Annotated in this window: 15 protein-coding genes and 1 pseudogene; 11 read left to right on the plus strand and 5 right to left on the minus strand. The window is 51.9% G+C overall.

What is annotated here, in order from left to right; translation table 11 throughout:
- Positions 1-451 precede the first annotated feature (451 nt).
- Positions 452-1,639, plus strand: a complete 1,188-nt coding sequence (locus tag QME66_08530) for an ATP-binding protein (protein ID MDI6809011.1) — start codon at positions 452-454, stop codon at positions 1,637-1,639.
- 16 nt (positions 1,640-1,655) lie between these two features.
- Here the strand turns inward: QME66_08530 and QME66_08535 are convergent, their stop codons facing one another.
- Positions 1,656-2,444: a nitrilase-related carbon-nitrogen hydrolase gene (locus tag QME66_08535; GenBank protein ID MDI6809012.1), complete on the minus strand. Its 789-nt coding sequence runs from the start codon at positions 2,442-2,444 to the stop codon at positions 1,656-1,658.
- Positions 2,445-2,472: 28 nt separating this feature from the next.
- Positions 2,473-5,283, minus strand: a complete 2,811-nt coding sequence (locus QME66_08540; GenBank protein MDI6809013.1) for a M14 family metallopeptidase — start codon at positions 5,281-5,283, stop codon at positions 2,473-2,475.
- Positions 5,284-5,498: 215 nt separating this feature from the next.
- On the opposite strand from QME66_08540, the gene QME66_08545 reads away from it, so the two are divergent.
- The 9 genes and pseudogenes from QME66_08545 (at position 5,499) to QME66_08585 (ending at position 14,774) form a co-directional block, all read left to right on the plus strand.
- Complete coding sequence (locus QME66_08545) at positions 5,499-6,584, plus strand: type IV toxin-antitoxin system AbiEi family antitoxin (GenBank protein MDI6809014.1); 1,086 nt, start codon at positions 5,499-5,501, stop codon at positions 6,582-6,584.
- Between the two features lies 1 nt (position 6,585).
- Positions 6,586-7,755, plus strand: a complete 1,170-nt coding sequence (locus QME66_08550) for a hypothetical protein (GenBank protein MDI6809015.1) — start codon at positions 6,586-6,588, stop codon at positions 7,753-7,755.
- 12 nt (positions 7,756-7,767) lie between these two features.
- The gene (locus QME66_08555) at positions 7,768-9,402 is read left to right on the plus strand and encodes a class I SAM-dependent DNA methyltransferase (GenBank protein MDI6809016.1); all 1,635 of its coding nucleotides are present in this window, start codon (positions 7,768-7,770) and stop codon (positions 9,400-9,402) included.
- A 67-nt stretch (positions 9,403-9,469) separates the two neighbouring features.
- Entirely contained in the window at positions 9,470-10,279 is an 810-nt protein-coding gene (locus QME66_08560; protein MDI6809017.1) for a hypothetical protein, read from the plus strand.
- 125 nt (positions 10,280-10,404) lie between these two features.
- Positions 10,405-11,895, plus strand: coding sequence for an ATP-binding protein (locus QME66_08565; GenBank protein MDI6809018.1), 1,491 nt, complete (start codon positions 10,405-10,407; stop codon positions 11,893-11,895).
- On the plus strand, positions 11,885-12,217 hold the full coding sequence (locus QME66_08570; protein MDI6809019.1) for a hypothetical protein: 333 nt from the start codon (positions 11,885-11,887) through the stop codon (positions 12,215-12,217). Before QME66_08565 ends, QME66_08570 begins: the two co-directional genes overlap by 11 nt.
- Before the next feature lie 154 nt (positions 12,218-12,371).
- Positions 12,372-12,497 (plus strand): annotated as a pseudogene (locus QME66_08575) (DUF3387 domain-containing protein).
- Positions 12,498-12,720: 223 nt separating this feature from the next.
- On the plus strand, positions 12,721-13,911 hold the full coding sequence (locus QME66_08580) for an MFS transporter (GenBank protein ID MDI6809020.1): 1,191 nt from the start codon (positions 12,721-12,723) through the stop codon (positions 13,909-13,911).
- Positions 13,912-13,937: 26 nt separating this feature from the next.
- Positions 13,938-14,774: a metallophosphoesterase gene (locus QME66_08585; protein ID MDI6809021.1), complete on the plus strand. Its 837-nt coding sequence runs from the start codon at positions 13,938-13,940 to the stop codon at positions 14,772-14,774.
- 85 nt (positions 14,775-14,859) lie between these two features.
- Here QME66_08585 and QME66_08590 read toward each other — a convergent pair whose 3' ends face one another.
- The 3 genes from QME66_08590 to QME66_08600 all read right to left on the minus strand — a co-directional run bounded on the left by QME66_08590 (position 14,860) and on the right by QME66_08600 (position 21,968).
- On the minus strand, positions 14,860-15,336 hold the full coding sequence (locus QME66_08590; protein ID MDI6809022.1) for a peptidylprolyl isomerase: 477 nt from the start codon (positions 15,334-15,336) through the stop codon (positions 14,860-14,862).
- 516 nt (positions 15,337-15,852) lie between these two features.
- Positions 15,853-18,825: a PD-(D/E)XK nuclease family protein gene (locus QME66_08595; GenBank protein ID MDI6809023.1), complete on the minus strand. Its 2,973-nt coding sequence runs from the start codon at positions 18,823-18,825 to the stop codon at positions 15,853-15,855.
- Complete coding sequence (locus QME66_08600) at positions 18,822-21,968, minus strand: UvrD-helicase domain-containing protein (protein MDI6809024.1); 3,147 nt, start codon at positions 21,966-21,968, stop codon at positions 18,822-18,824. Before QME66_08600 ends, QME66_08595 begins: the two co-directional genes overlap by 4 nt.
- A gap of 352 nt (positions 21,969-22,320) precedes the next feature.
- On the opposite strand from QME66_08600, the gene QME66_08605 reads away from it, so the two are divergent.
- Positions 22,321-24,828 (plus strand): heavy metal translocating P-type ATPase, encoded by a 2,508-nt coding sequence (locus QME66_08605; GenBank protein MDI6809025.1) that lies wholly within the window; start codon positions 22,321-22,323, stop codon positions 24,826-24,828.
- Positions 24,829-24,900: the final 72 nt, after the last annotated feature.

Here is a 24,900-nt window from a genome sequence, read left to right on the forward strand (position 1 = left end):
AGGGGACATTTTAGCATTGCAGTTAACGGGGACATTTTCCCTTTGCTAACACATCTTCACTTGAACCTTGTTGCGGGCAGTCAGCCTGCGCGAGTATAGTCCGTGGATTCTTCCGGCTTCCAGACTGTCTGCGGTTCATCCCGACGTGCGTGGGGAACACGTAAAAATAGCACATGACTTCTACTCCGGGTAAGTGGTGGAAACAGAGAGCAGATAGCTAGAGATTCCTGCTGGCGAGTGCGGTAACCCCGGTAATATCTGCTGAGATTGCAGTGTATTTCACTGCAATCTACTTGAGGCTGACCGCAGAAAAGAATTTTGGATGAGGAAGCAAGAAATATCTTGGCTAATCGTAAATATTGCCGTATATTATACGATGATGAGCGAAAATATGCAGAAAGCTAGGTTCCTATCATCTTTCCTTCCCTCTTCAAAAAAAAGAAGCTTGGTTGTGTTGACTGGTGCAAGACAGACGGGGAAGACCACTCTCGCAAAGGCAAAGTATCCCGAACTGCGGTACGTAAACCTCGATGCACCCGAGAACCGTGAGATGCTCAGAAAGATTTCGACGCCAGCGTGGGCAGCGTCTGTGGGTAATGCCGTTCTCGACGAGGCGCAAAAGGAGCCCGTTGTATTTGAGAAGGTCAAGTATGCGTACGATGACAAAGGTATATCATTCTCCCTGATCTTGGGTTCAAGTCAAATCCTGCTGTTGAAAAAGATAAGGGAATCCTTGGCTGGTCGCGTAGCGATATTTGAGCTGTGGCCACTGCTCATGAGCGAAATCCATGCCGAGGACTATGCCAGAGAACTCAAGTCTCCGCTTCTTGACAGGTTGTTGACAGAAGAGAACGTTGAAGATGTTCTGAGGAAGGCTCCTCCTCTGTTTCTCGACAAGGAGGACAGCAGGGCACATGACGCCGAAGACTACATGCTCAGGTGGGGCGGTATGCCTGCGCTACTTACGCTATCAGGTGAAGAGAGATGGAAATGGCTTAGAGATTACGAATACACCTACCTCGAGAGGGATCTGTCAGACCTTACCAGACTCGACGACCTCGAACCTTTCACCAAGTTTCAAAGATTGTCTGCTCTCCGCTCGGGTAGGTTGCTCAACTATTCGGAGCTTGCCCGCGATGCCTCTGTGAGCGTTGACACCGCACGCAGGTACATGGAATATCTTCGGCTTTCTTATCAGATCACACTTCTTCAGCCATATTACAAGAACATTACGAGCTCAGTGATCAAGACACCGAAACTCTACTTGCTTGACGTCGGGCTTCTGAGGCAGTTGAGCGGCCAAAGAGGAGAGCTTTCCGGAGAGATTTACGAAACAATGGTTGTGAATGAGATATTCAAGTGGATAAAAACAGCTCAGAGGAACGTTGACATGTTTTTCTATAGAACTCGCTCGCGCCTTGAGCTCGACCTTCTATTGAAGAGTGAAAAGGGTTTTGTTGGCATAGAAATAAAGAGTCGAGATTCAGTTGTGCCCTCGGACATCAGAGCAATGAAGGAAATCGCATCTGCCCTCAAGAAAAGATGGCTCGGTGGGCTTGTAGTCTATCGGGGCGATGAAATAAGAAAGTTGTCGGAACCTATGATATGGGCTGTCCCATCGCGGCGATTGTTCATTTGAGGATTAACGAGTCGCCTCACCGCGCATAGAACTCAGGTCTTCTGTCCTTCAAAACGTGGTTGCCAGGGGTGAACCACTTGTCGCGGGAGTCCGTTGGATCGATTTCGAAAATGCCGACTTCTTCTCTCTTTGTTCCCGCTTTGATGAGGGGAGTGCCGGAGGGGTCTACCATCTGACTTCCGCCCGTGAACGTGAGCGTTTTTCCTGCCCGCTTCTCAGTCCCAGTCCTGTTTGCAGTGACGGCAAAGACTCTGTTTTCCAGGCATCTTGTCAACATCGCGGTCTGGCAGAATGGGAGGACAAGGTTTGCGGGATGGCAGACGACATCGGCTCCTTTTAGTGCGAGGGTTCTCATGGATTCCGGGAAGAGCCAGTCGAAACAAATGATGATGCCAAGCCTTGCAAGGCCAATGTTGAAGACTTGAAATCCTGTGTTTCCCGGACGAAACAGCTTCTTCTCATTCAGAAAGAGATGGACTTTCCGATAGCATCCGACAAAGCCTCTCGGGGACAGAAGAACTGCTGAATTGTAGAATGCAGGACCTGCCTTTTCGGCTATGCCAAAAACTATGTAGGCCACTTTGTCTTTCGCCAGTTTCGAAAGAAAGGCGGTCGTCTCCCCCTGAGGAATCTTCTCAGATAGACACCTGACTTCCTCCTTCGACGAAAACGAATACCCGGTTGCAAAGAGCTCAGGCAAAACAAATAGGTCACAGTCAGTTTTCTCGATGAGTTTCGCTGCACTCTCCAGATTTCGTGCTTTCTCTCCGAAGACGGGCTTCGTCTGAACAAATGCGACCTTCATTCTCGAACTCCTCTCATCGAAGGATGTTTCACCATGGCACTTTCCTGTATGCGCCCATACCGGGTCCCAGAAAGATTGCATTCATGAGAAGCCTCTCTGTACCGTGAAAGTATGCTCTGAAATGTGGTTCACCGGAGAAGAGAATTATTTGTCCGCGGCCAAATGGTTCTCTGGTCAAGTATGCAGTTTTCTGCCAGCGAGTTCTCGCCTCCGGCCAGAGCAATCCCGAAACTCTCAAGCTGTCGCTTTCCGCGAAACGTCCCACTGTCGCGATAGGCCTCTTTGAGAAAAATGCTTCTGATGAATAGACAATTGCGGGGACTCTCCTTGGCATTCCGGAGGAGAGCCAGTGTTCCCCGTCAAGATTGACTCTCATGATCGCTCCCCTGGGCATGAAGAGCCTTGAGTTCTCATCTTCCTCAATGAGCTTCTCGAGATCGCCTTTCCTGGGTTCGACAGATTTCTCCTCCTTCTTTTCCTCACCCTTTTCCGGCCTGGAAAAGTCCCAGACAAGAGTACTGTCTATTTCTACTTTCTCGCCTCTCAATTCCTTCTTCAATGCCTCCTCGAAATCGCCAAGCTCACTGAGGGCCTGCTCGCGGAGCCGCACCCTACTGAAATTCGATGACGTATCTGCCAGAAATGCAGATGCTGAAGAGAGTCCAATAAGCGTTCCGCCATCCTCAACCCATCCCTTCAGCTTCTTCAGGCCTGCTTCACCAAGAGCCCTCGTGTATTCCGCCCGGCCTCCCCATACCGAAGGAAGGATAATGCAGTTATATTTCCCGAAGTCGAACTCCCTCATTCTTGCAGCATCAAGTGAGGAGAAGCGGACCTTATAAACTCTGTCGAGGAGATACCACAACGCGCCGTAGCTTGTGAAGTCAACCGGATTCCCGGAAAGCACGGCTATTCTCGGCAGCTCGAGCTGCCGGAACCTGTCACCCCCGAGGTCGGGCCCCTCGTCTGACAGAGCAGTGTTCACGCCGGAAATCTTGACTCTGGTCTTCGCACTCACCGTCTTTGCAATTTCGACAAGCGATTCCTTGTTGTCCTTTCTTCTCAGGAGGAAGCTTCCCCTCGAAAAAGAGGTTCCCTCGATTTTGAAGGGCTCAACGGAAGCCCAAATCTTGCAGCCCTCCTCAAGAAAGTCGGAGACGGCATGGATAGCGTTGTCTGAGGAGCAATCAAACACAAATCCATATGCGGGGTTTTCATTCAAAACGCTGCCCGGGGACGGCTCTTTCTCTACGAATGGAGTTGCTTTGACTGTCTCAAGTCTGCCGACCGTGTAGCAGTCCACATTGTAGGCCATGGGCAGTGACCATGCAGTAGTCTCATAGATTTTTGTCTCTCCCCTTTTCTCCAGCTCTGCCCTCTCTTGCTTCAGGAACGAGTCGTTCATCCTGGGATCAAAATCGAGTATGGCCTGGATAAGAGGTCTCAAGGGTTGATTGAGAAATATGATGAAGCTCCCCCTGGGAAACGTTTTCTCCCCTGATCTCTCTCCCCAGAAGCTCCGGACTTCTCTGCCGGAAAAAGAGTCACTTGCAACCTGAATCTCCACTCCCTGGAAAGCCAGAGTCTTCGCAAGCTCATAGGACCTTGTTTCGCTTTCTCCGGGAACGATGCAGTAGGCCTTAGACGAACCCTTGCTGAGCTCGAGAGCTGCCTTCTTCCCGGAGTAGAAGTCTTTCAGGAGCTCTTTTCTGTTCTTTGCTGCGGTTGTGAGGTTTGCAATTGAGCTCGTAATGTGATGATGGACGGCTTCCCGGTATGTGAGAATGCTCCCGTCGGGCCGCTTCACAAGCGAGCCCTGGACGCCAGCCTGCTCGTAGAGAATTCCGACTGCGCCGGTATAGCAGGACCATGAGCTCGCGTATCCAGGAAACCAGAGTTCGGACCATTCTCTTGTGTAGTAGCTCCATCCGTAGCGGTCGAATGCTCTCGCCTGATCTTTTGCAAAAACTTTCCACCACTTCTTCAAATTGTCGGTCATGTTCGGATTGAACGGTTCTCTCGGTGGAGAAAAGAGGTATGAGCCAAATTCACCCATCTCGTGGGAATCAACGAGCAATTGCGGATTCCACTTTCTGACGGCTGCCACCTGCCCTCTGATTTCCGGCGTGACAAGGATGAACCAGTCTCTGTTCAAGTCAAAAAGATAATGGTTTCCTCTTCCGTATGGCCAGAAGCCCCCATGTTCCAGACTCTGATTGTCCGGGTTGGGAAATGTGCTCGAGAACGATTCAATCTGCGAGAGGAATCGCTCTCTTCCGTCGGGGTTCTGGAGAGGGTTGACGATCACCACCAGCTCCCGTCTCAAAGCGTTCGTCAACGAGTCAATGCCCGCTGCAAGCTGGTAGGCAACTTGAATTGCCGCATCCGTGCTCGAAAGCTCATCGCCATGGACACTGTAAGCAAGCCATACAACGGAGGGCGTGTTCTCGGAAATCGATGCGGCTTGTGAATCCGAGATTGTCCTGGGGTCGGAAAGCTTGCCGATAGATTTCTTTATCTCATCAATTCTCTGCATGTTTTCTTCTGAACTGATGACGAGATAGAAAAGGGATCTACCCTCAAAGGTTTTTCCGTACTCCTCAAACTGGACTCTTCTTGTAAAAGCTGCAAGCGCCTTGAAATACGATTGCACTTCTACCCAGTGCGCAGGTTTCGCGGCAACTTCATAGCCCAGGAAGGACTGAGGAGTCGGGACAGCGGGGTCGTAGATCCCTCCCGGATGGAATGGGGTAAGAGTCTCAGCAAAAGACGGAAGAATACCGATGGACGTGAACAGCACGAGAAAGCCGACCGCAGAAAAGATTCTCCTGGCTTTCATGCTCAAAACTCTCCTTTCTCTGTTTAGGAAACTGCATCCGCTTCTCCACTACAAACGGCGGAACTACCTTTGTGCATGGGCAGAGTTGCAGACTCCCATTTACCAGAGTCTTGCCTATCGGTCAAAACAAATCACCCTCGTCGGGTGAGGCAGGGAAAGGCCCCTTTTTGCCTCTTGACACAAACTTTCACTTTATACGATAGTTTCACTTGTCCATGAAAACGACATATTCCATGCAGAATCCTGAAGAGAGAGCTGCGAAGTTTGAAGCCGAGCTTGTGCAAACATTGCCCAACCTCTTGCCTTCGCTGAGGATCTCGCGCATCCGACGCCAACAGCGCATTGGTCCACTGGATGTTGACTTGGTCCTTGATGTATCGACCCCGCTTGGTCGACGGCGGCGAATCTATGTGGAAATCAAACTGGCTGCCACGCCGAGTCGCATCAGGGAGGGGCTGCGGCAGTTCAAAGCCCTTATTCCTAACCAGAGACATGCATATCCGGTGCTAGCTTCAACCTTCCTCGGGCCTCGTGCTCGAGAAATCTGTCGGGAAGAAGGATTCGGCTACTTAGACCTTGCCGGAAACTGTTTTCTTCAATTCGAAGATCTGTATTTGGAAAGAATCGTGGACAAGAATCCGTTCCCGCGGCCTGGGCGGCCCTCATCGTTGTTCACACCTGTCTCAAGCCGCATTCTTCGAGCCCTCCTCGAAGAACCCGTGCGTACTTGGAAAGTGGGTGAGTTGGCGCAAGCCGCACAGGTCAGCCTTGGCCAAACGTCCAATGTCTGCCGTCGCCTTCTGGGAGAGGACTATGTTGTGAAATTTCAAGGTCGCATCCAATCGAACCAAGCTGGCAAGTTATTGGATGCCTGGCGTGAACAATACACGCTCGCAAAGAATACTCAGGTGGCCTACTATAGTTTTGAGCGTGAACCAGAGCAGCTCATGGCCCGCTTGGCGGCCACTGCCGATCCTCGGCAGTGGCGGTACGCGGTCACCTCTTTTGCGGCAGCATTTCTTGTGGCTCCATTTGTACGTGGCATCGGGACTGTTGCATGGTATGTGGATGGCGCAGCAACTATCGATACATGGGTTAAAGCATTGGACCTCCGACCTGCAGAGGCTGGGCCGAATGTGATTCTGCTAGTCCCCTACGATGTTGGGGTGTTTTATCGAACTCAATCCGTGAACAGTATTGCATTGGTCGGGAACGTGCAACTCTACCTGGATCTTTACGGTGATCCGGGCAGGGGAAGAGAACAAGCTGAGTTCCTTCGGAAAGAGAAGTTGGGTTTTTGATATGCGTCCCGAGCGAACCACACAGGTGTATAGTACCGGAATTACCGCCGCCTCGAAAAGCGCCCTCTTGGAAATAATGACGGCACTTCGTGCGTACCATGACGCCTTAGTATTGGTAGGTGGTTGGGTACCTTACTTCCTTTTGGAGGAACATCGTCCCCCAGGCGATTCTTTTGTCCACGTCGGTTCCATTGACATTGATCTGGCAGTGGATCCAGCACAACTAAGCGAGTCTCAATACGCAACAATTGTTCAGCTCTTGAGAGAAAGAGGCTACGAGCCGGCACCTGATCGACTTGGAGATCGAATTCCGAACAGCTTTGACCGGACAATTGTTTCTCCGATTGATAGAAAGTCGTACACAATCAGAGTTGATTTCCTGACGCACTGGGATGACCCAAGACCAGGTGAGCATCGTCACCTTCCAGTTCAAGATGGCCTTCTGGCACGCAAGACGAGAGGATGCGAAACGGCATTTCAACACATGACAACCTTTGACCTGTCGGGCACTCTGCCTGGAGGAGGCGAAATCACCGTACCCATAACGATTGCCGATGTTGTTGGTTGTCTCACCATGAAAGGAATTGTTCTCGGGGAACGCTATCGAGAGAAGGATGCCTACGATATTTATGCAGTGGTCGCTCATTACAAACAAGGTCCGCGAGACGTGGCGACCGCCCTGAGACCCTGTCTTTCTGAACCACTCGTCAAAGAGGCCATCGCAAGGATTCACACCGCATTTTCCACGCGCGAGTCGAATGGCCCCGCCTGGGTGGCAACTTTTCTCGGACCAGCCTCCCCAACCGACAGGCACAGATTGATCACAGACGCTTTTATGACGATCCATGAACTTGATGTGCTCCTGTTCAACGAGCAAGTGTCCGCTAGACCAATCCCCGACGGGCGTTCGAGCACACCACAGGAGGAGATTCTGAGGTGGAAAGGCAGAACAGTAACGGTAGTTACCAGGGGCAAAAAGCTGGGTTCTACAAAACCGCTTAGCGAAAAGTACCGTGCCTCTCATGAGTGTAGGGTCGAAGAGTGTACTCCTCATTATGTTCGTCTTTTTGATCTAGCTACAAACGAGTATGCCAGTGAACCGCTTGGGAACGTTTCAATCACTACGGATGAGGCAAAGCACAGACTGATGCTTGTCGTTCGGGAAAGGTAAGCGATAAGGTCGATGACCAAGAGTCGAACAGGTCTTTTCAGAAAGAACAACGGGGCCAATCTCGGGTTTGAGGAAAGACTCTGGCAGGCTGCAGACAAACTGCGCAGCAACATGGACGCTGCCGAGTATAAGCATGTTGTTCTCGGACTCATCTTTCTGAAGTACATTTCAGACGCATTCGAGGAACACCGCAGCAAGCTCGTCAGTGAAAAGAAGCTCGGGGCCAATCCAGAAGACCCGGATGAGTACCGTGCTTTCACCATCTTTTGGGTGCCAAAGGAAGCCCGCTGGTCGTATCTCCAGGCCAACGCCAAGCAACCCGCAATCGGTAAGCTCATTGATGATGCGATGGTCGCCATCGAGCGCGATAACAAAAATCTTAGGGGGGTACTTCCAAGAGACTACGCCCGTCCCGCCCTCGACAAGCAGCGCCTCGGCGAGCTCATCGACCTCGTCGGCACCATAGGCCTCGGCGACGCCGAGAACCGCTCAAAGGATATCCTCGGTCGCGTCTACGAATACTTCCTTGGACAGTTTGCAAGCGCCGAGGGCAAGAAAGGCGGCCAGTTTTACACGCCACGATGCGTTGTCGGTGTGTTGGTCGAGATGCTCACGCCTTACAAGGGACGCGTCTATGACCCGTGCTGCGGCTCCGGTGGGATGTTTGTCCAGAGCGAAAAGTTCATCAAGGAACACGGCGGCAGGGTGGGGGACATCAGCATCTACGGCCAGGAGTCGAATTCCACCACGTGGCGGCTGGCCAAGATGAACCTTGCCATCCGGGGCATTGACGCAAACCTCGGCCCGGAGCACGGCGACAGCTTCCACCGCGACCTGCACCCGGACCTCAAGGCCGATTACGTTCTGGCAAACCCATTCTTCAACGATAGCAACTGGGGCGGCGAGCGCCTGCGCGAAGACAAACGCTGGAAGTTCGGCGTCCCGCCCACGGGCAATGCCAATTTCGCTTGGGTGCAACACTTCATCCACCACTTGAGCCCAACAGGTCTTGCCGGATTCGTGCTCGCCAACGGGAGCATGTCCTCCAGCCAATCCGGCGAAGGCGAAATCCGCAAAGCCGTAATCGAAGCCGACCTTGTGGACTGCATGATCGCCCTGCCCGGACAGCTTTTCTACAACACTCAGATCCCGGCCTGTCTGTGGTTCATCGCCCGCGATAAGTCAGGGAAGTCTACCTCGCCTCGCTTGCGGGGAAAGGGTGGGGGTGAGGGGTTTCGCGACAGACGTGGGCGGGTACTCTTCATCGATACCCGCAAGTTGGGCACGATGATTGACCGCACTCACGGCGAATTGACCAAGGAGAACATCACTAACATCGCAGGCACCTACCATGCCTGGCGTGGACGTCGTTCTCCCTCTCCCTCAGGGGGAGAGGGTAGCGGTGAGGGTGGATACAGGGACATTCCCGGCTTCTGCAAGAGCGCCACGCTGGAAGAGATCCGCAAGCACAGCCATGTGCTCACGCCGGGGCGCTACGTCGGTGCAGAGGCCGCCCAGGAGGATGACGAACCATTCGAAGATAAGATGAAGCGGCTCACCGCGACACTCAGAGAACAGAAGCGGGAAGCTACAAAACTCGACGCAGCAATCTGGGACAACCTGAAGAAGTTGGGCTTTGGAGAGTGAGATATGCTTTATCTGCCAGCCTGCGACCTGCGGAGGTCGCCAGCCGCGGTAGGATGGGGAGTTGTCCATGACCGGGAAAACTAAGAAGATTTCGTTCTTGATTGACAGGAACGAGTTCAAATTGATTGAAGAATCGTGCCTCTTTGGCGCGAGCGCCGAACGTAACCTGAAGAGGGCGGTGAAAGAAGCAGACAAATATCGAATCGAATTCTCATATCGGGAGCTCGATGATTTAGCCGGATACATTGCCCACTGCGCGAACCACGAGGAATCTGAATACAAACAGCGAAAGTGGTACAAGTTGCAAGACAAGGTCGAAGGCTTGCTGATCCCTCCCGACACCAAGAATGAAGTAGATTTACTGAACAGTCTGCTTCCGGCGTTGGCAACGGATCTCAGATACTATGTTTTTGATGTCTGGATCGAGTCCGGTCGTGCCCGCCCAATGGAAGAGAAAATCCTGCGCAGAATTCAGATAGCTGACACACAGAGTCTCTACAACTTTGCCAAAGTCATCACGCGAGCTTTTGGCTTTTTCTTTGATCACTGCTTTGGGTTTTACGATAACTTTCAGAAATACCACGATTCGAAGAAGTCATACGAACTCTTTCCTGATATCGGGGAAGAGCCTCTGCGCCCGACAACGAAGGGAGTCAAGAAGACGAAGATATGCCAGGCATTCAAGAACGTCGGAGAGAAGATGCTGTTCCTCTATGACTATGGGGACGGATGGCGCTTTGTCGTAGAGCTGAAGGAAATCAAGTATGCCGAGAAACGGGACTTGAGGCCCGTGATACTGGAAAGCATCGGGACAGCCCCTATTCAATATCCCCCCTGCGAGGAGGAGTTCCGTGATGACGAGGATCTGGTTAACTGATGCCGCTGCATGGGGTAGTGATTCTCCCTAAAGATCGAGTGCTTGCCAGGCAAGATCGAGTTGGTTGACAAAGAATATCGTATGATATATACTTACGAGTCGAAAAACTATAGTATGGAGCGTACATGTTAATCTCCGAATCTCAAATCCTTGACGTTCTGCGGCGGCAAAATCACTGGTGGCAAACCAGCAAGGTAATGGAAGACTTGGCGCCACCGTTCCGGCGACTGGCGTTTCACGAAATCCAGACCTTCCTGCGTCACCCCGAACTCAAGCGAGCCGTCGTTTTATCCGGTGCACGGCGTGTCGGGAAGACAGTGCTCCTTCACCAACTGGCACAGGACGCCATCGCAGAGGGTCATCCGCCAAGAAAAGTACTCTACGTGACCTTTGAAGACTTGACCCTGACCCAGGCAACGCTTTCGGAGATCCTCGGGCTTTATGAAAGAAACGTCGAGGCAATTGACGAAGGAACGTTGATCCTTCTGGACGAGATTCACTACACGACCGGATGGAGCCGTTCGCTGATGGCGATAGCACGAGAACGTCCCCGGACACGAATCGTGGCTACAGGCTCAGCAGCAATACTTCTCAGAGACACGAAGTACGAGGAGTCAGGACTGGGAAGATGGACATCCGTGCACGTGCCCACGCTTTCGTTTTATGAATATGTTCAACTGCGGGGATTGACACCGCCTGCTCTTCCTTTGGATCTTGTGCTGGATTCCCTCGTCCGCATGGAACCCAAGAAGAGAGAGCTAATACTCTCTGCGTGCCTTCCGCTTCAACGCGAATTCAATCGGTACCTTCTACAGGGAGGATTTCCTGCTTTTGTCTCGGAGGATGTGTCGTTGGGAATGACACAGAGGCTTCTGAGAGAGGATGTCGTCGACAAAGCTCTGAAAAGGGACATGGCACATCTCTATGGCGCGAGGAATCTTGGGCAGTTGGACCAGATTTTTGTGTACCTCTGTTTTAATTCAGGCGGCATCGTTGAAAAGAGCACATTGGCCAAAGAGATGAAAAACGTCTCCGCAGTGACTGTGGAAAATCATCTTCAGCGGCTGGAAGCTGCCCATCTGATCTATAGACTTGACCCATTCAAGCTGGAGGGCAAGAAATCGCTCAAGCCAAGACAGAAGATATACGTGGCAGACCCATCTCTGCGCAATGCGGTAATTCTTCGCGGTGAGGGGCTCTTCAGCAGCGACGCTGAGCTGGGGCAGCAAATCGAGGCGTGTGTGTTCAAGCATCTCTATGCTTTCTATTATCCTGAGCGACCACGGTTTGGCTATTGGCGAAGTCCGCGGGGAGAAAAAGAAGTGGATTTCCTCGCCATGTTTCCAGACGGACGCTGCCTCGCTTGCGAAGTAAAGTACCGGCAAAACCCTGAGCTGGGAGAGAAAGAAGGACTGGTCGAGCTTGCCAGGAGAGAGAGGGCGCCGGAATGGGCCTTCCTCATCACGAAGAACACGACCGACTACGGGCCGACGGGGAAGGGAAAGATTTTTCAAATCCCCGCCTTTGTCTTCACATACCTTCTCGGGCACATCGAGCTCCAAAAATGGCTCAGAGATCTTTCTCCCGGGACTCGAGAGCACTCCCATGGCAGGTAAGACGAAACGTCAAGAACGTCGAACTGTAAACAGCCTTGCGGACGATATCTCAAACCTCATCGCGCAGTTTCATGGCGTCGTTCAAAAAGCGAAAGAGTTGGGTATTTTCACCAATGATCGAGATTTGCTTCAATGCACTCGATGCGGTCTGGCTGAGGACGTTGCCTGCGGCGGACGTTTGATCACTATTGAGTCGACCGACGGGCCCTTTACAGATACGGGGTTGCGCTTCAAAGAAATTGATTCGACGCATTTTCGCTGCCCCCGATGCAATTCCATCCTGGATGTTGCGGGAAGAGGAGAGGCGGGCAATGGGAAGTGAAGCAAACCGCCTTTTCTGTCAGATTCGGAAACTGAGTTCTCTCCAATTTCCAACTTGAACTCCCGGGCAAGGAAGACATCCGGCGTTTCATTGAAGAACAATTCAAAGAGGTACGAGGTGCAGAAGGTGACCGTTCTCATCAAGGTCAGCGCGAGCGAAACTTCGAACCATGGTCAAGCGGGTTCTCCGCAAACACGGTTATCCACCTGATAAACAAGAAAAGGCGACCCAAACCGTGCTGGAACAGGCGGAACTACTATGCAAGGATTGGGTGTGGTGAGGCGACGAAGCAGCCGGCATGAGTCAGTCCGAGAGCAAGACATGGGGGAGGCTGAAATCCTTCTACCGGTAGTTGCCTGGTAAAAGCTCAATCTTGATCAATCCCCTCACCCCTTGCCCTCTCCCCGAAAGGGACAGGGTGTTTTTTCGTATGGGAGAGGGTATTTCTTGTTGCTGCCTAGGTTGTTGACATTCCTTGCTGTTGGTTCTTATGATTTCCCTCTATGACACGTCCGCATTCACTTCTGTATCTTTCGTCTTTAACCGAAGGGGTGGCGATGTCGCTTATCATGTTCCTTATTCCTCTGAACATGAGAAGTGCTTTCGGAGAGAAACGATTTATTGTTATCGCCAGCTCTGTTGCCATACCTGCAATCTCTGCTTTTCTTGCCAACAATTTCTGGGGAGGTCTTTCAGACCTGAAGAGACGGCTTAAGCCATTCCTCATTGTAGGCCTCATCGGGTACACCATCTGCCTCACGCTTCTTGGTCTGGTTAACGACTCCCAATCCGTCATCATCGTGGTGGCTCTTACTCCGCTGATCTATGGAGCACTGAGGCCCACTTCTCAATCCTACATAACTCTCTCGAGAGAATCCGAGAAAGGGAAAGCAATTGGCGATCTTTTCTCCTTCCAGAGTTTCGGCTGGCTTCTCGCGAGCATCGCTTGCTGGAAGCTATACCGGATTGACGCGGCATCTCACATACGTTGGATACTCTTCGGCGGAGCCGGGCTTGCTGTCTTCGCAGCGGCAGCGGTCGCATTTTTCCTCGATGACATAGTCGTCCCGCGAGAGAAGACCCACAATTCAGGTCTTGTGTCGTCAATAAGAGAGGACTTGACCGTACTTTACAACTCAAGAAAAATCCTTGTGGTCTGCGTCGTTACCTTTCTTGCGCAGATTGGAAACTTTGCTTTCTTTTCTCTCTATTCCATGTACTTCACGGAATACATCCGGGGCCCTCAGAACCTTCTCTGGTTTGCTCTCGGCGGGTCAACAATCTTCGGCATGATATTCTACTCAATTGCCGGGAGACTTGCCGACTCGATAGGCGGGAGAAAAACACTCTTTCTCTCTGTAGTTCTATATCTTCTCTCGTACACGCTCATGGGCTCCACGACCAATCCACTCCTACTGTCCATCTATTACACGCTGCCGGTGTACCCATTCATTAACGTGGCAAACACGTCTCTCGTCGCCGAACTTTCCGGGACAGGAAGACGCACGGGAGGAATGGGCATCCTGAACGGGACATTCTCATTCTCGGTCGCAGCCGGTGCGCTGCTTGGCGGCATTGTCGCCGACGGCTCGGGACTTGCCTATCTTCCTGTTGTGGCAATCTCTCTCTTGCTCCTGGCGACCGTATTCACATACTACACCGTGATTGGTCCCTCATGGGAACGAGCGAAGTGAACGACTGGCCGAGCTAGAAGATCATTATGCCGGACAAGATAATCTTCACGGCTGACCTTCACGGCAAGAGGGAACACTATGAAGAGCTGTTTTCTCTCGCAGAGAACCCTGGCGCCCGGACCATCATTATCGGCGGAGATCTTACTCCCCACGGCTACGGTCTTGACGGGATTCTCAAACAGAGGAAGTTTCTGACAGATTTTCTGGTTCCGAGACTTGACGCATTCTCCGCGGCAGCTCCTGGCATTGAAGTCTTCCTGATGATGGGAAACGACGACTGGAGAGTTAACATGGATGTTCTACGGTCAAACGCAGGAAGATCCTTTCGGCTGCTCGAGGCAAAGGGGAACGTGCTGGCAGACGGCACACTGCTCATAGGATATCCGTTTGTCCCGATCACACCTTTCCGCTTGAAAGATTGGGAGAAGTGGGACAAGAAGCTTACTGGTCAGGAGAATTTCTTTGGCCTGAGAAGCACCGAAGACGGGATCGAGGAGATTTCGCTCGAAGAAAGAAAGCACGAAAAGTTGGAGACTGACCTTCTCAAGATTTCAGGAGAAATTGAGCCGCATGATTTCATTTTTGTTTCTCATTCTCCGCCTTACGGGACCCTGCTTGATCTGATCAGCCCGGAGTCCCATGTCGGCTCCCAGTCCATAAGAGAATTCCTGGAAAAGCATTCGCCCAGACTCTCCCTGCATGGTCACATACATGAATCCCCTTATGTCTCGAAGAGGTACAAAGAAAAACTGGCAGGGACACTGTGCGTAAATCCAGGCCAAAGCTTTGCCTCAAAACTTCACGCCGTCATATTCGAAGCAGCGGATCCGGAAGGAACGATATCGCACACCATCTTCGGGTGAATGACAGAGGGAAAAAAGAGGGAAGCTGGTTTCCGTATTCCGCTTCCCCCCCAAACCTGATGACTGCTGGTATTCTTGCGGCGCCTTACTTCTTCGGCCTCCATTCAACATAGACCTTCTGCATCACGACCCTCTCGATGGGATTGTCCCTTGCATCCCGCTTCAAGTTGGCAATCTTGTCAACGATGTCTAGCCCTTCAATCACGTCGCCGAAAATCGTGTATTGATTGTCAAGATGCGAGGCATCCTTCTGGACGATGAAGAACTGGCTGCCGGCGCTGTTTGGGTCTTGTGACCTCGCCATGGAAACGGCGCCCCTCGTGTGCTTGTGCCAGTTGAATTCAGCTTTGACGGTATAGCCCGGTCCACCCATACCATCATTCGATCTGTCGTCATCTTTCGAATTCGGGTCCCCTCCCTGAATCATAAATCCCGGGATGACCCTGTGGAATGTGCACCCATCATAAAAGCCGCTCTTTGCGAGCTTCTCGAAGCTCTTCACCGTGACAGGAGCTTCCTTGGGGAAGAACTTGAAAACGATCCTGCCAATATTGGTCTCCAGGACAGCGACTTGTTCCTTGCCGGCGGTGGTATCTGGAGCAGTCGGCTTGGTTGTGGCCTTCTTGGTCGCCGTCTTCTTCGCCGCCCCATAAATTGGCGGGACACTTGATACGAGCGCAAGGACACAGGCGGAAATCAACACCGTCATACATCTTCTCAAAATCATACTGCCTCCTTTTGTGGAAAACTGCCCTGCGAATGCACGAGAAAAGAAATAACGGAGGAAATGCTATCAACCCTGCCAGATTTCGTCAAGTGGTTCCACGCCGCGGCTACCCGTTTCCCGTTGAGATGCCCTTTCCCTCCTGCCGAAAATGTCGATCCTTCTTGGACTCGCTCGCTCGAATTTGCGAACTCGGGCTTCGCCCTCAGACAGCGCAAATTCGTCCCTTTCGGATCGCTTCCTCGTCCAAGAAGGGAGTCCAGAGATTTTCAGAAAGTCGGTTCAAGGACATCTCCAGGCCCACCTACCACACGGCACTCCTTACCAACGCCGGCTCGAGGTGCGCGAGCAACCTCACCAATCGCCCCTGGTAATCCACTGCGTTCCGCAGAGAACCGTGTAGGCGCAGTCGGGACACACTTTCTGCGGGTCCGATGTCGGAATGAAATCGGTTCCGGGATCAAGTATCTCACCAACAAGCCTGAGGATGGCTTCCCTGTAGATCTGAAAGATCTCTTTTCTGGCCTCACCCTCAGTTTCCTCATCAAAGAGGAGCTTCTCATCTATCGGGTTTCCTCCGAGGAGAATCTGGGAACTGTTCACACGATGCAGTGGGAAGTTGGGGTTATTAATGAAGTACAGGAGGACATAGAAGGGGAGCTGGACCGATACAAGTGTCTTCGTCCACTTCTCGCGCGGAGAGCCGGTGAATTTTGCAGACTTGGGAATCCTGGCATCCTTTCCCGTCTTGTAGTCAACAATGACGATTTCATCTCCTCTCTTATCCACCCTGTCAAACCATCCCAGAACTTTGACATCGCCCGCACCCGGAATCTCAATCACTCCCCGATGCTTGCCCCGCACGCTATCTCTTCCCCGATCCTCACATTCAATGATGACTGTCTTCTTGTATCTCTGCGAATGGAATTCCAGTACATCCTTTACTCGTCTCTTGACTTGCAGTTTTATCAGATAGAGAAGTCCTTCGTTGGCCCCGGTGCCGTAACTATCATTCCAGACTTCATCCACCAGATTCTTCATTTCTTCTTCATCGTCCGGTCTAATCACAAGCGGTCTCGCGGTCCTCTTCGAGAAGAACCTGCTCAAGACCTCGTGGACCCTGCTTCCGACTTCCTTTGGCTCCACCTCTCCGCTGATCTTATCCTTCTCGCCCAGCCGGAGAATGCGTTCATAGTAGAACTGCAGAGGGCAGTAGAGGTACGTATCCAGACTGCTCGCCGAGAACCTAAGGCCGCGGATGACGTTGAGCATCTCAGCGGTCTTCTTGACGGGTGCAGGATCGGTCTGGCTGAAATCGACCCCGAAGAAGATGTCTTTCAGGTCCGGAACATCTGCAACTGTCCCCGCCACCTTCTGTTCCTCCCATGCAAGTCTCTCCACAAACCTGCTCTTCTCCTTCTCTGCAGCCTCGATGTAGAAGATGTGGACTTCTTCTGCCGCAGAGGTGAGCAAATCAAAATAGTAACGCGATATCCTTTCCCTCTCCTCGTGGGTTGGCAACCCGAGATTTCGCCTGAGTGCGTATGGCAGTATCGTGTCCTCTTTTCTCGTATCTGGAATGACGCCCTCGTTGGCATCAAGGAAGTACACTGTGTCAAACTTCAGATTGCGTGTCTCAAGGAGACCGAGTACCTGCAGCCCCTCTACTGGTGTGCCCTCAAATGGGTATTTCAATGATCCAATGTGCACGGAGAGAAGCTTGAAATAACCCAGGACATTGTCCATCTTTTCGCCGGCTATACCAGACAGTTTGAGCTCGTGGAGTCCTTCGATCATTATTCTCAGGAATTGTGCCGAGTAGGGGTGCCTGTTTGCCGAGCTGTTCTCGGACACAAAAGATACGCAGGCGAGAACTTTTTCGCAGAAATCCCCGATGTTCTCAATTGCGTCAAACGATCTGAAGAATATCGTGTGAATTCTCTCGATATGTTCGGCCGTTTTTTCCTCCGACACACCAGACAGGCCGGATTTCACAAGTTTGACCACGCAGTCGCGAATAACCTGTGTGCCCCTTTCGACCTCTTCAAGTTTTATGAATCTCATATTTTTCTTGCCAAGGTATTCCTCAATTGAATGGAATACGATTCTGGTCGGATAGCTCGCCCCGTCAAAGCGGATGTTCTTGATGTACGGATGAAGCACGAGACTGAGGTAACTGGGGACAAAGTACCTGCCGTCCGGGGTCCTCGTCTCGAGCGCCTTGCCTAATGCCTGGATGAGTGCGAAAATCGGCGTGCGGGACAAGGGGTACCCCATGGAGATGTTGTATTCGGTCTCAAGGTTTGGGAGTGCATGCTCGACGACGGGAAATACGGTTTCGGGCAAGGGGGCAACAATCACATCTTTTTCACTGAATTCGTCTCTCGCGCCCAGGGTGTCACTAAGAGCGAAAACCTCTGAATGAGTGTCGACGCAGCGGTGGAAATAGACCTTGGGTTTGTGCACGCGAGCTTCTTCTCTTTCAATCTCTATCCCGAGGTCTCTTATGGTTTCATCAATCCCGTGTCCATTCTGGAAGATGAACCCAACGTTCTTCCTTTTCTTCAGTTCTCTCAGGATATCTTGCTCCGACCTGGTGAAGACAAAAAAGCCTGCGAAGAGTATTGATTTGTATTCGGCGGTATCAAGCTCTGAAATTTTCTCAGCAATGCTCCTGTACCTTGTTGATCTTGTAGAGAAACCGCTGCTTCTAAGGTAATCGTAGAAAGCTGAGTATATCCTCGACAAGTACACAAGCCGCTTTTGGATTCCCTCGGGCAGTCTTTCCTGAGCAATCGCCTCAATTTTCTGAAGGCTGGACGGGCTTACTTTTTCAATGTGCATCTCTTCAAAATCAGAGAAGATCTTCGTCGCCCAGGGGAGAAATTTGTCAAGCGGCAGATCCCAGGGACCTCCATTTCCATACTTGGACGCCACCCCAGGAATCGTATAGAGGATGTTGGCCGCATCCATTGACTCTATCTTCCTGTCGGGAGGTGCGAAGAGTCTTTCGTAGGCAAAATCGATGAACCTGTCCATGGAGAAAATGGCCGGCGGCCGGAAAGACACCTTGATGATGTCCGCAATGTATTTCCTCAGGAAATGAGAAGGTCTCTTGCCTGGAAAGACTACGATATTCTCTGCAAGATGCTCCCAATTAAGAGCTGAACCCCTTCCACGAGTTCCACCGCCCCCTTGAGGTCCTACGGTCGATTCTCCGTTGGAAGGAGCCCGAAGCTTCTCAACTCCAGGGGCCGCTCCGTTTTCGAGGAGAATATCCGCAATAAATCTGACCAGGTCAGTATCCGGCGCAAGAAGTTTGTTCACATTATCTCCTTTGCCATTCCGCTATCTACATAGGCAAGGTAACCGGTAACGTTTCTCCCAGGATAGATCTGCCGGATCATTTCTACATATCTACGCACCTGTTCACTATGGCTCTGAATCTCTTTGTCGCCGGTGCCCGACTTGAAATCAATTGCGGTGACTTGCCCCGCATCAACCAGAAGTCTGTCCAATCTCTGTACGTTGCCTTCCTCATCTACATATTCAACCTCCCTGTGCACACGCCGCCCAGGGAGTCTCTCAAACCAGGGCTTCACCGCATCTGAGTTCACGAAATTCGAGATGACGCGCGCGGCATTTTCAGGATCATCGCACTCCATCCCGGATGAAATTGCGTCCTTCACCAACCTCTGGATTTGCTTCTCGATATCGCGGTCAATGAATTCTATTCCCGAAAGCACGGCGTGCAGGAATTCCCCGTGCCGCGCCTCAGCAAACCTCTTCTCGGTCCATGGTTCAGCGTCCCAGCCAGGACCGAACTCCTTCTTCACGACCAATGGGAGTCTCACTTCCGCAGGAGCCGGCTCTGGTTTTCGTCCTTCTCTGCCTCCAGCCGGTTTCCCGGCTTCAACTTCTTCGAAAAGTTCGAGGCATTTCTCGACTTTCTTGGGGGCAACTATGCAGTACAGTTCATCCCCTGCCCTGGTATTGCAGACATACAGCATGTTCAGTTTCTGTATATTGTCATCTTCTCGTTTCGACTCGAAGAGAGAGTCGATATGGTCCGATCCTTTTCCACAGAAATCCTTCACAATGTAGTGCGTGATCAGTTTGCTCCCGCGCTTGTCAAAGAAGAATCCGGCACCTCGGCCTCCTCTCCACTCACGCAGAATGTTGATCACAACCGGGAAGCCGAGGCCTTTTGCCTTGTGAAATGTCATGACCCGTATCGAATTGATGAAAGCCGGCAGCGCCATCTCCATGGAACCTTCGTCCCAACCGCGCCGCTCGGAAACGGTCTCAATGAAATCTCTTATGCTGTTCTTTCCCGCCTTCTCCATCTCAATCACCGATTCCAGGAATCTGACAAGCGAACTTGTTTCCTGCGGAAAGTTTTCAAAGATTGAGAACTTCCTGAAAATCAGGGAAACCAGATCATATATTGGATAGAATTCAACATTGTTGAAGGGCTCCTCGAAGAAAACGCCCCACAGTTTTCCAAGTTGTGCATCCGCCATGAATCCCTTGTAGAGGTAGTCATTGCCTGTTTGCCGGTTTCTCATGATGAAGGCCGAGATTTCATCGCGGGTAACGCCTTCGCGTTTTGCAGCTGGGAGGAACACGTTGCCACATATGAAGACTGCAAACGACAAATCATCCACCGGGGAATCCAGGAACTTGAGGAGGGAAAGAAGTTCCATGACTACTTTTCTCTTCTTCACATCAAGGGAGCTGTATGACGCAGAAGGATAGTTCCATTCGTTGAGCCACGACACGATCCTCTCAACGTCATCATTCTTCTGCGTCAGTACCGCGATGTCGCCGAATGTGTACCTCTTCAGTACGTCTTCGACTATCTCCTTGAGTACCGCCTTCTCGGGTTCCTCCGGTGCGTCCTCGTCGTCCTTGTCTTTCGGTCCCAATATCCTCACCTGTACGCGCCCAAAATTCACCTTCTTCTCTTTGGGGATCTGCTCATATGTCGTAAGCCCGGTTCTGTCTTCGCCAAGAATCTCAGGTATCGATGCCAGTCTCTTCTTGAAAACCTCGTTCACGTACTCGAGGATGATCCCGCCGCTGCGGTAGTTCGTCTCCAGCGGTTCAACTGACGCGTTCGGCCAGACGATTTGGACCAGCGGGTCCCCTTCCGGACTTCCTGACCTTATGCCCTGCATCATCGCCAGCATTATCTTGTAGTCTGCATCCCTGAACAGGAATATCGCCTGCTTGAGATCTCCGACTGCGAAAAAGGTCCCACCCTTCGAAAGCGATTCCTCCACAAGCGGCCGGATATTTCCCCACTGCACCGGGGCAGTATCCTGGAACTCATCCATGAGGAAGTGGCACAATGTATCACCCAGCGAGTAGTACACTTCCGGGACTACCTCGAGACCTCCCCTGTTGATGAAGTTGTTCAGCTCCCTGTTGATGTCCCCGATGTGAATTGTGCCCAGCTCCTTCTTCACGTCCCCGAGATGCTTCCCGAAACTCTCATACACAGGTCCGTAATGGGAGTACTTGGATACGGACAGACTCTCCAAATAGCCGGGTATGATCTCCGCAAGTCTGTTCCATTCCGCTTTCAATCTGTCATACAACTCCGGATTCGCTTTCTTGCCTGATGTCGGAGGATCTCCCGAGTAGGGCCTGGCTATTAGGTACACATGATTCTTGTGAGCCAGTCCTTCTGCGAAGCTCGCGTAATTCCTCTTGTGCGGCGGAAAAGTCTCAATGTGCTTCCCGATCATCTCAAACACTGTTCTTATCTGCTCAAAATATCCGTTAACCTTCTCCCACTGGTCATCAAATACCACATCGCCCATGTTTCTCAATTCTTCTTCCAGCAGGCCAGTAAACTTCTTTCTCATGTCAAACCACGGGTTCCATCTGTAGCTTTTCGAGTAGCCTTCATTGAGAAGATCGAGAAACACTTCCATCCTCTTCGTCACTTCACTTACTTCTTCCTTCCCTTCCGCCACCTCTCTGAACATGAGCTCGAGAGCCATTTCGATGAGCATGTCCTGCGAAAGAGTCACCTGGACCTCGGGCGGCAATCCGAGCTCCCACGCCGAAGCTCTGAGGATCCTGTTCATGAAACTGTCAATCGTTTGGACATGGAAGTCGGAATATCCGTCCAGAACTTTCTCGATTGCGAGCCCGGCTCTGCGGGAAATCTCTTCCGGGCTCATCTCAAGAATTTCGCACATCTGCTCCCTCTCTTCACAATCGCTGTTCAGGGCAAGAAGCTTCAGCCAGTGGATTATTCTCTCCTTCATCTCTCTAGCTGCGTTATTGGTGAAAGTTATTGCCAGGATATTGGAGAGTTCATTGTGGGGGACATTGCCGGACAGGAGAAACTGCACAAACCTCTGCGCCAGCGTATGCGTTTTTCCTGAGCCGGCAGACGCATCAATCAAGAGAAGATGTGGGAATTTGAGTCGTGTGTCCTTTTTGAGAACAGACATTCGCGTCTCCTGCTGGTTTTTCTGTTAATCCTGCCGAGCGAGTTGGCCAGTGTGCCGATTATCTGCTCTTGGGAACAACCGTGTCAAACATCTGCCGCAATTAGTGCGTCGGGCACGTGCAACATGTCTTCATCTCATGCGGAGGCCCCCTCTCCCCACAGGGGAGAGGATTCAGGGGAACCATCGAGCACTGCCCCTCACCCCTGCCCTCTCCCCGTGGGGGAGAGGGTTTCGTCGGAACCCCCTTGATTCTTTACCGCCTCGAGGAACTGATGTATCCTCAAGCCGCTTTCCAGTGTGCCTTATGAAAGGCCCTGCATTTCGTCAAGTTATTTCTGGGACGGCACACTAGATGCTCAAACGAAAGGAGAATGCAGTGGCCATGCCGGGCAAGGTAAGGAAAGTCGATCTCCCCGTAAGAGGCATGCATTGTGCTGCTTGCATCGCGAGGGTTGAAGGTGCCATAAGGAAACTCGCGGGTGTCTTCGAGGTCTCCGCAAATCTCCTGAGAGAAAACGTGACTGTAAGTTTTGAAGAAAGCAAAGCATCAATCGCCGAGATTGGGAAGGCCGTTGAACGAGCCGGATATGAATTGGGATCTGAAAAAATCGCGATTCCGGTCAAAGGAATGCACTGCGCTTCATGCGTCGAGAGGCTCGAGAAATCCCTGCGTAAGAAGGATGGGGTTCTAGAAGCGACCGCAAATCTTGCCATAGAGGAGACAATTATCGAGTTTGTTCCGGGGGTTGTCTCCCCCCAGGAACTGGCGCAGGTGATTCGAGACAGCGGCTACGAGCCGATTCTCACAAGCGGAGCTGAAGAGCTCAAGGACAGAGAGCTCGAAGAAAGAACGCGTGAGCTCAGCCTGCTCATGAGAAAGCTCACTTTCGGCGGTATTCTCACCGTCTTCATTCTTCTGGGAAGCTTTGGAGGCGCGATTCCGCTTCTGAGGGACGTCAATCCGGCAGTACGCCATCTGCTTCTCTTTCTCCTCACCACTCCCGTTCAGTTCTGGGCGGGTTCCCAGTTCTATGTAGGGTTTTTCAAAGGTCTGAGGCACAGAAGCGTTGATATGAACGCTCTTGTGGCAATCGGTACTTCGGCAGCTTACCTCTACAGCGTTGCCGTGACATTTTTCCCCAAGTTCTTCTCGGGGACAGGAATTCCCGCAGAGCCCTACTACGATACTGCTGCGGTCATAATAATTCTAATTCTTCTCGGGAGAGTTCTCGAAGCACGGGCAAAAGGGAAAACTTCAGAGGCCATCAGGAAACTTGTCGGGCTTTCTCCCAAAACAGCAGTCATTCTCAAGGAGGGGCGAGAAGTTGAGGTTGAGATTGACGATGTCCAAGTTGGAGACGTTGCCGTGGTCAGGCCGGGCGAGAAGATCCCGGTTGATGGAATCGTCAGAAATGGGCACTCGCTCGTCGATGAATCGATGCTTACCGGTGAGAGTGTCCCGGTGGAGAAGGGAATCGGCGATGAAGTAATCGGGGGAACGCTGAACAAGACCGGGAGCTTCAGATTCGAAGCGACGAAGGTCGGCAAAGGGACTGCACTTTCGCAAATCATCAGACTCGTTGAAGAAGCTCAAGGGTCCAAAGCGCCGGTCCAGAGACTTGCCGACAGGGTTGCAGGCGTTTTTGTTCCCATCGTCATGATAATCGCATTTGCCACCTTCCTCTTCTGGTTTTTCCTCGCTCCCAGGCTGGTTTCGGTTGACCACGATCCTTTCAACTTTGCGCTCCTTAATTTCGTTGCTGTTCTGATCATTGCCTGCCCGTGTGCTCTTGGACTTGCGACTCCGACTGCAATCATGGTCGGAACCGGAAAAGGCGCGGAGAACGGCGTGCTCATCCGCGGCGGGGAGATTCTTGAATCTGCTGGGAAGCTCAATGTCGTCGTTTTCGATAAGACCGGCACTCTTACAAGAGGGAAGCCGGTGGTCACGGATGTCATACCCGAGAAGGGAACCTCCGAGAACGAGCTTCTTCTGATCGCTGCGTCGCTTGAAAAAAGCTCTGAGCATCCGCTGGCTGAAGCAATCATAGAAAAGTTGGGTGCGGACGGATCACAGGTGTTGTTTCCAGAAGAGTTCCAGGCGGTTCCGGGAAAAGGCATAAAAGGAAGAGTCGGCGGGAAAGACGTCTATCTGGGAAATCTAAGGTACATGAGCGAGATCAACGTTTTCCTTGGCGGACTTGTGCGGAAGGGGGAGACCCTCTCCGATGAAGGAAAGACAGTCATGTTTCTCTCCTCAAACGGAAGACCGCTTGGCATCATTGCCGCCAGGGATGAGCCCAAACCCCGTGCCCGGGAAGCAGTAGGTGAACTTGCCAGGATGGGAATCGAAGTCATCATGCTTACCGGAGACTTGAAGAGGACTGCACGGGCCGTCGCAGAGAAAATCGGGATCAAGAACGTACTTTCTGAAGTCCTGCCGCACGAAAAGGCGTCGGAGATTCGAAGACTGCAGGCTCAAGGCAGGAAGGTTGCAATGGTTGGCGATGGGATAAACGATGCTCCGGCTCTTGCTCAGGCAGATGTCGGAATAGCCATCGGGACCGGGACGGACGTTGCAGTGGAGAGTTCAGACATAACACTCATATCGGATGACCTCATGGGCGTTCCGTCTGCTGTAAAACTCTCCAAAGCAACGATGAATACGATCAAGCAAAATCTGTTCTGGGCGTCTATCTACAACCTGGCCGGGATTCCAATCGCCGCCGGTGTGCTCTACCCACTTAACGGAGTCGTTCTTAATCCTATGATTGCCTCGCTGGCAATGGCCTTCAGCTCGGTCTCGGTCGTGACAAACTCACTCAGGCTGAGACGTGCTAGTGTGCCGTCCCAGAAATGACTTTACGAAATGCAGGGCGTTTCATGAGGCACACTGCCAGGGGGTATGAGGGGGTCGTGGCCGACCCCCTCA

This window comes from Candidatus Eisenbacteria bacterium (genome assembly GCA_030017955.1).
GTDB lineage: Bacteria > Eisenbacteria > RBG-16-71-46 > JASEGR01 > JASEGR01 > JASEGR01.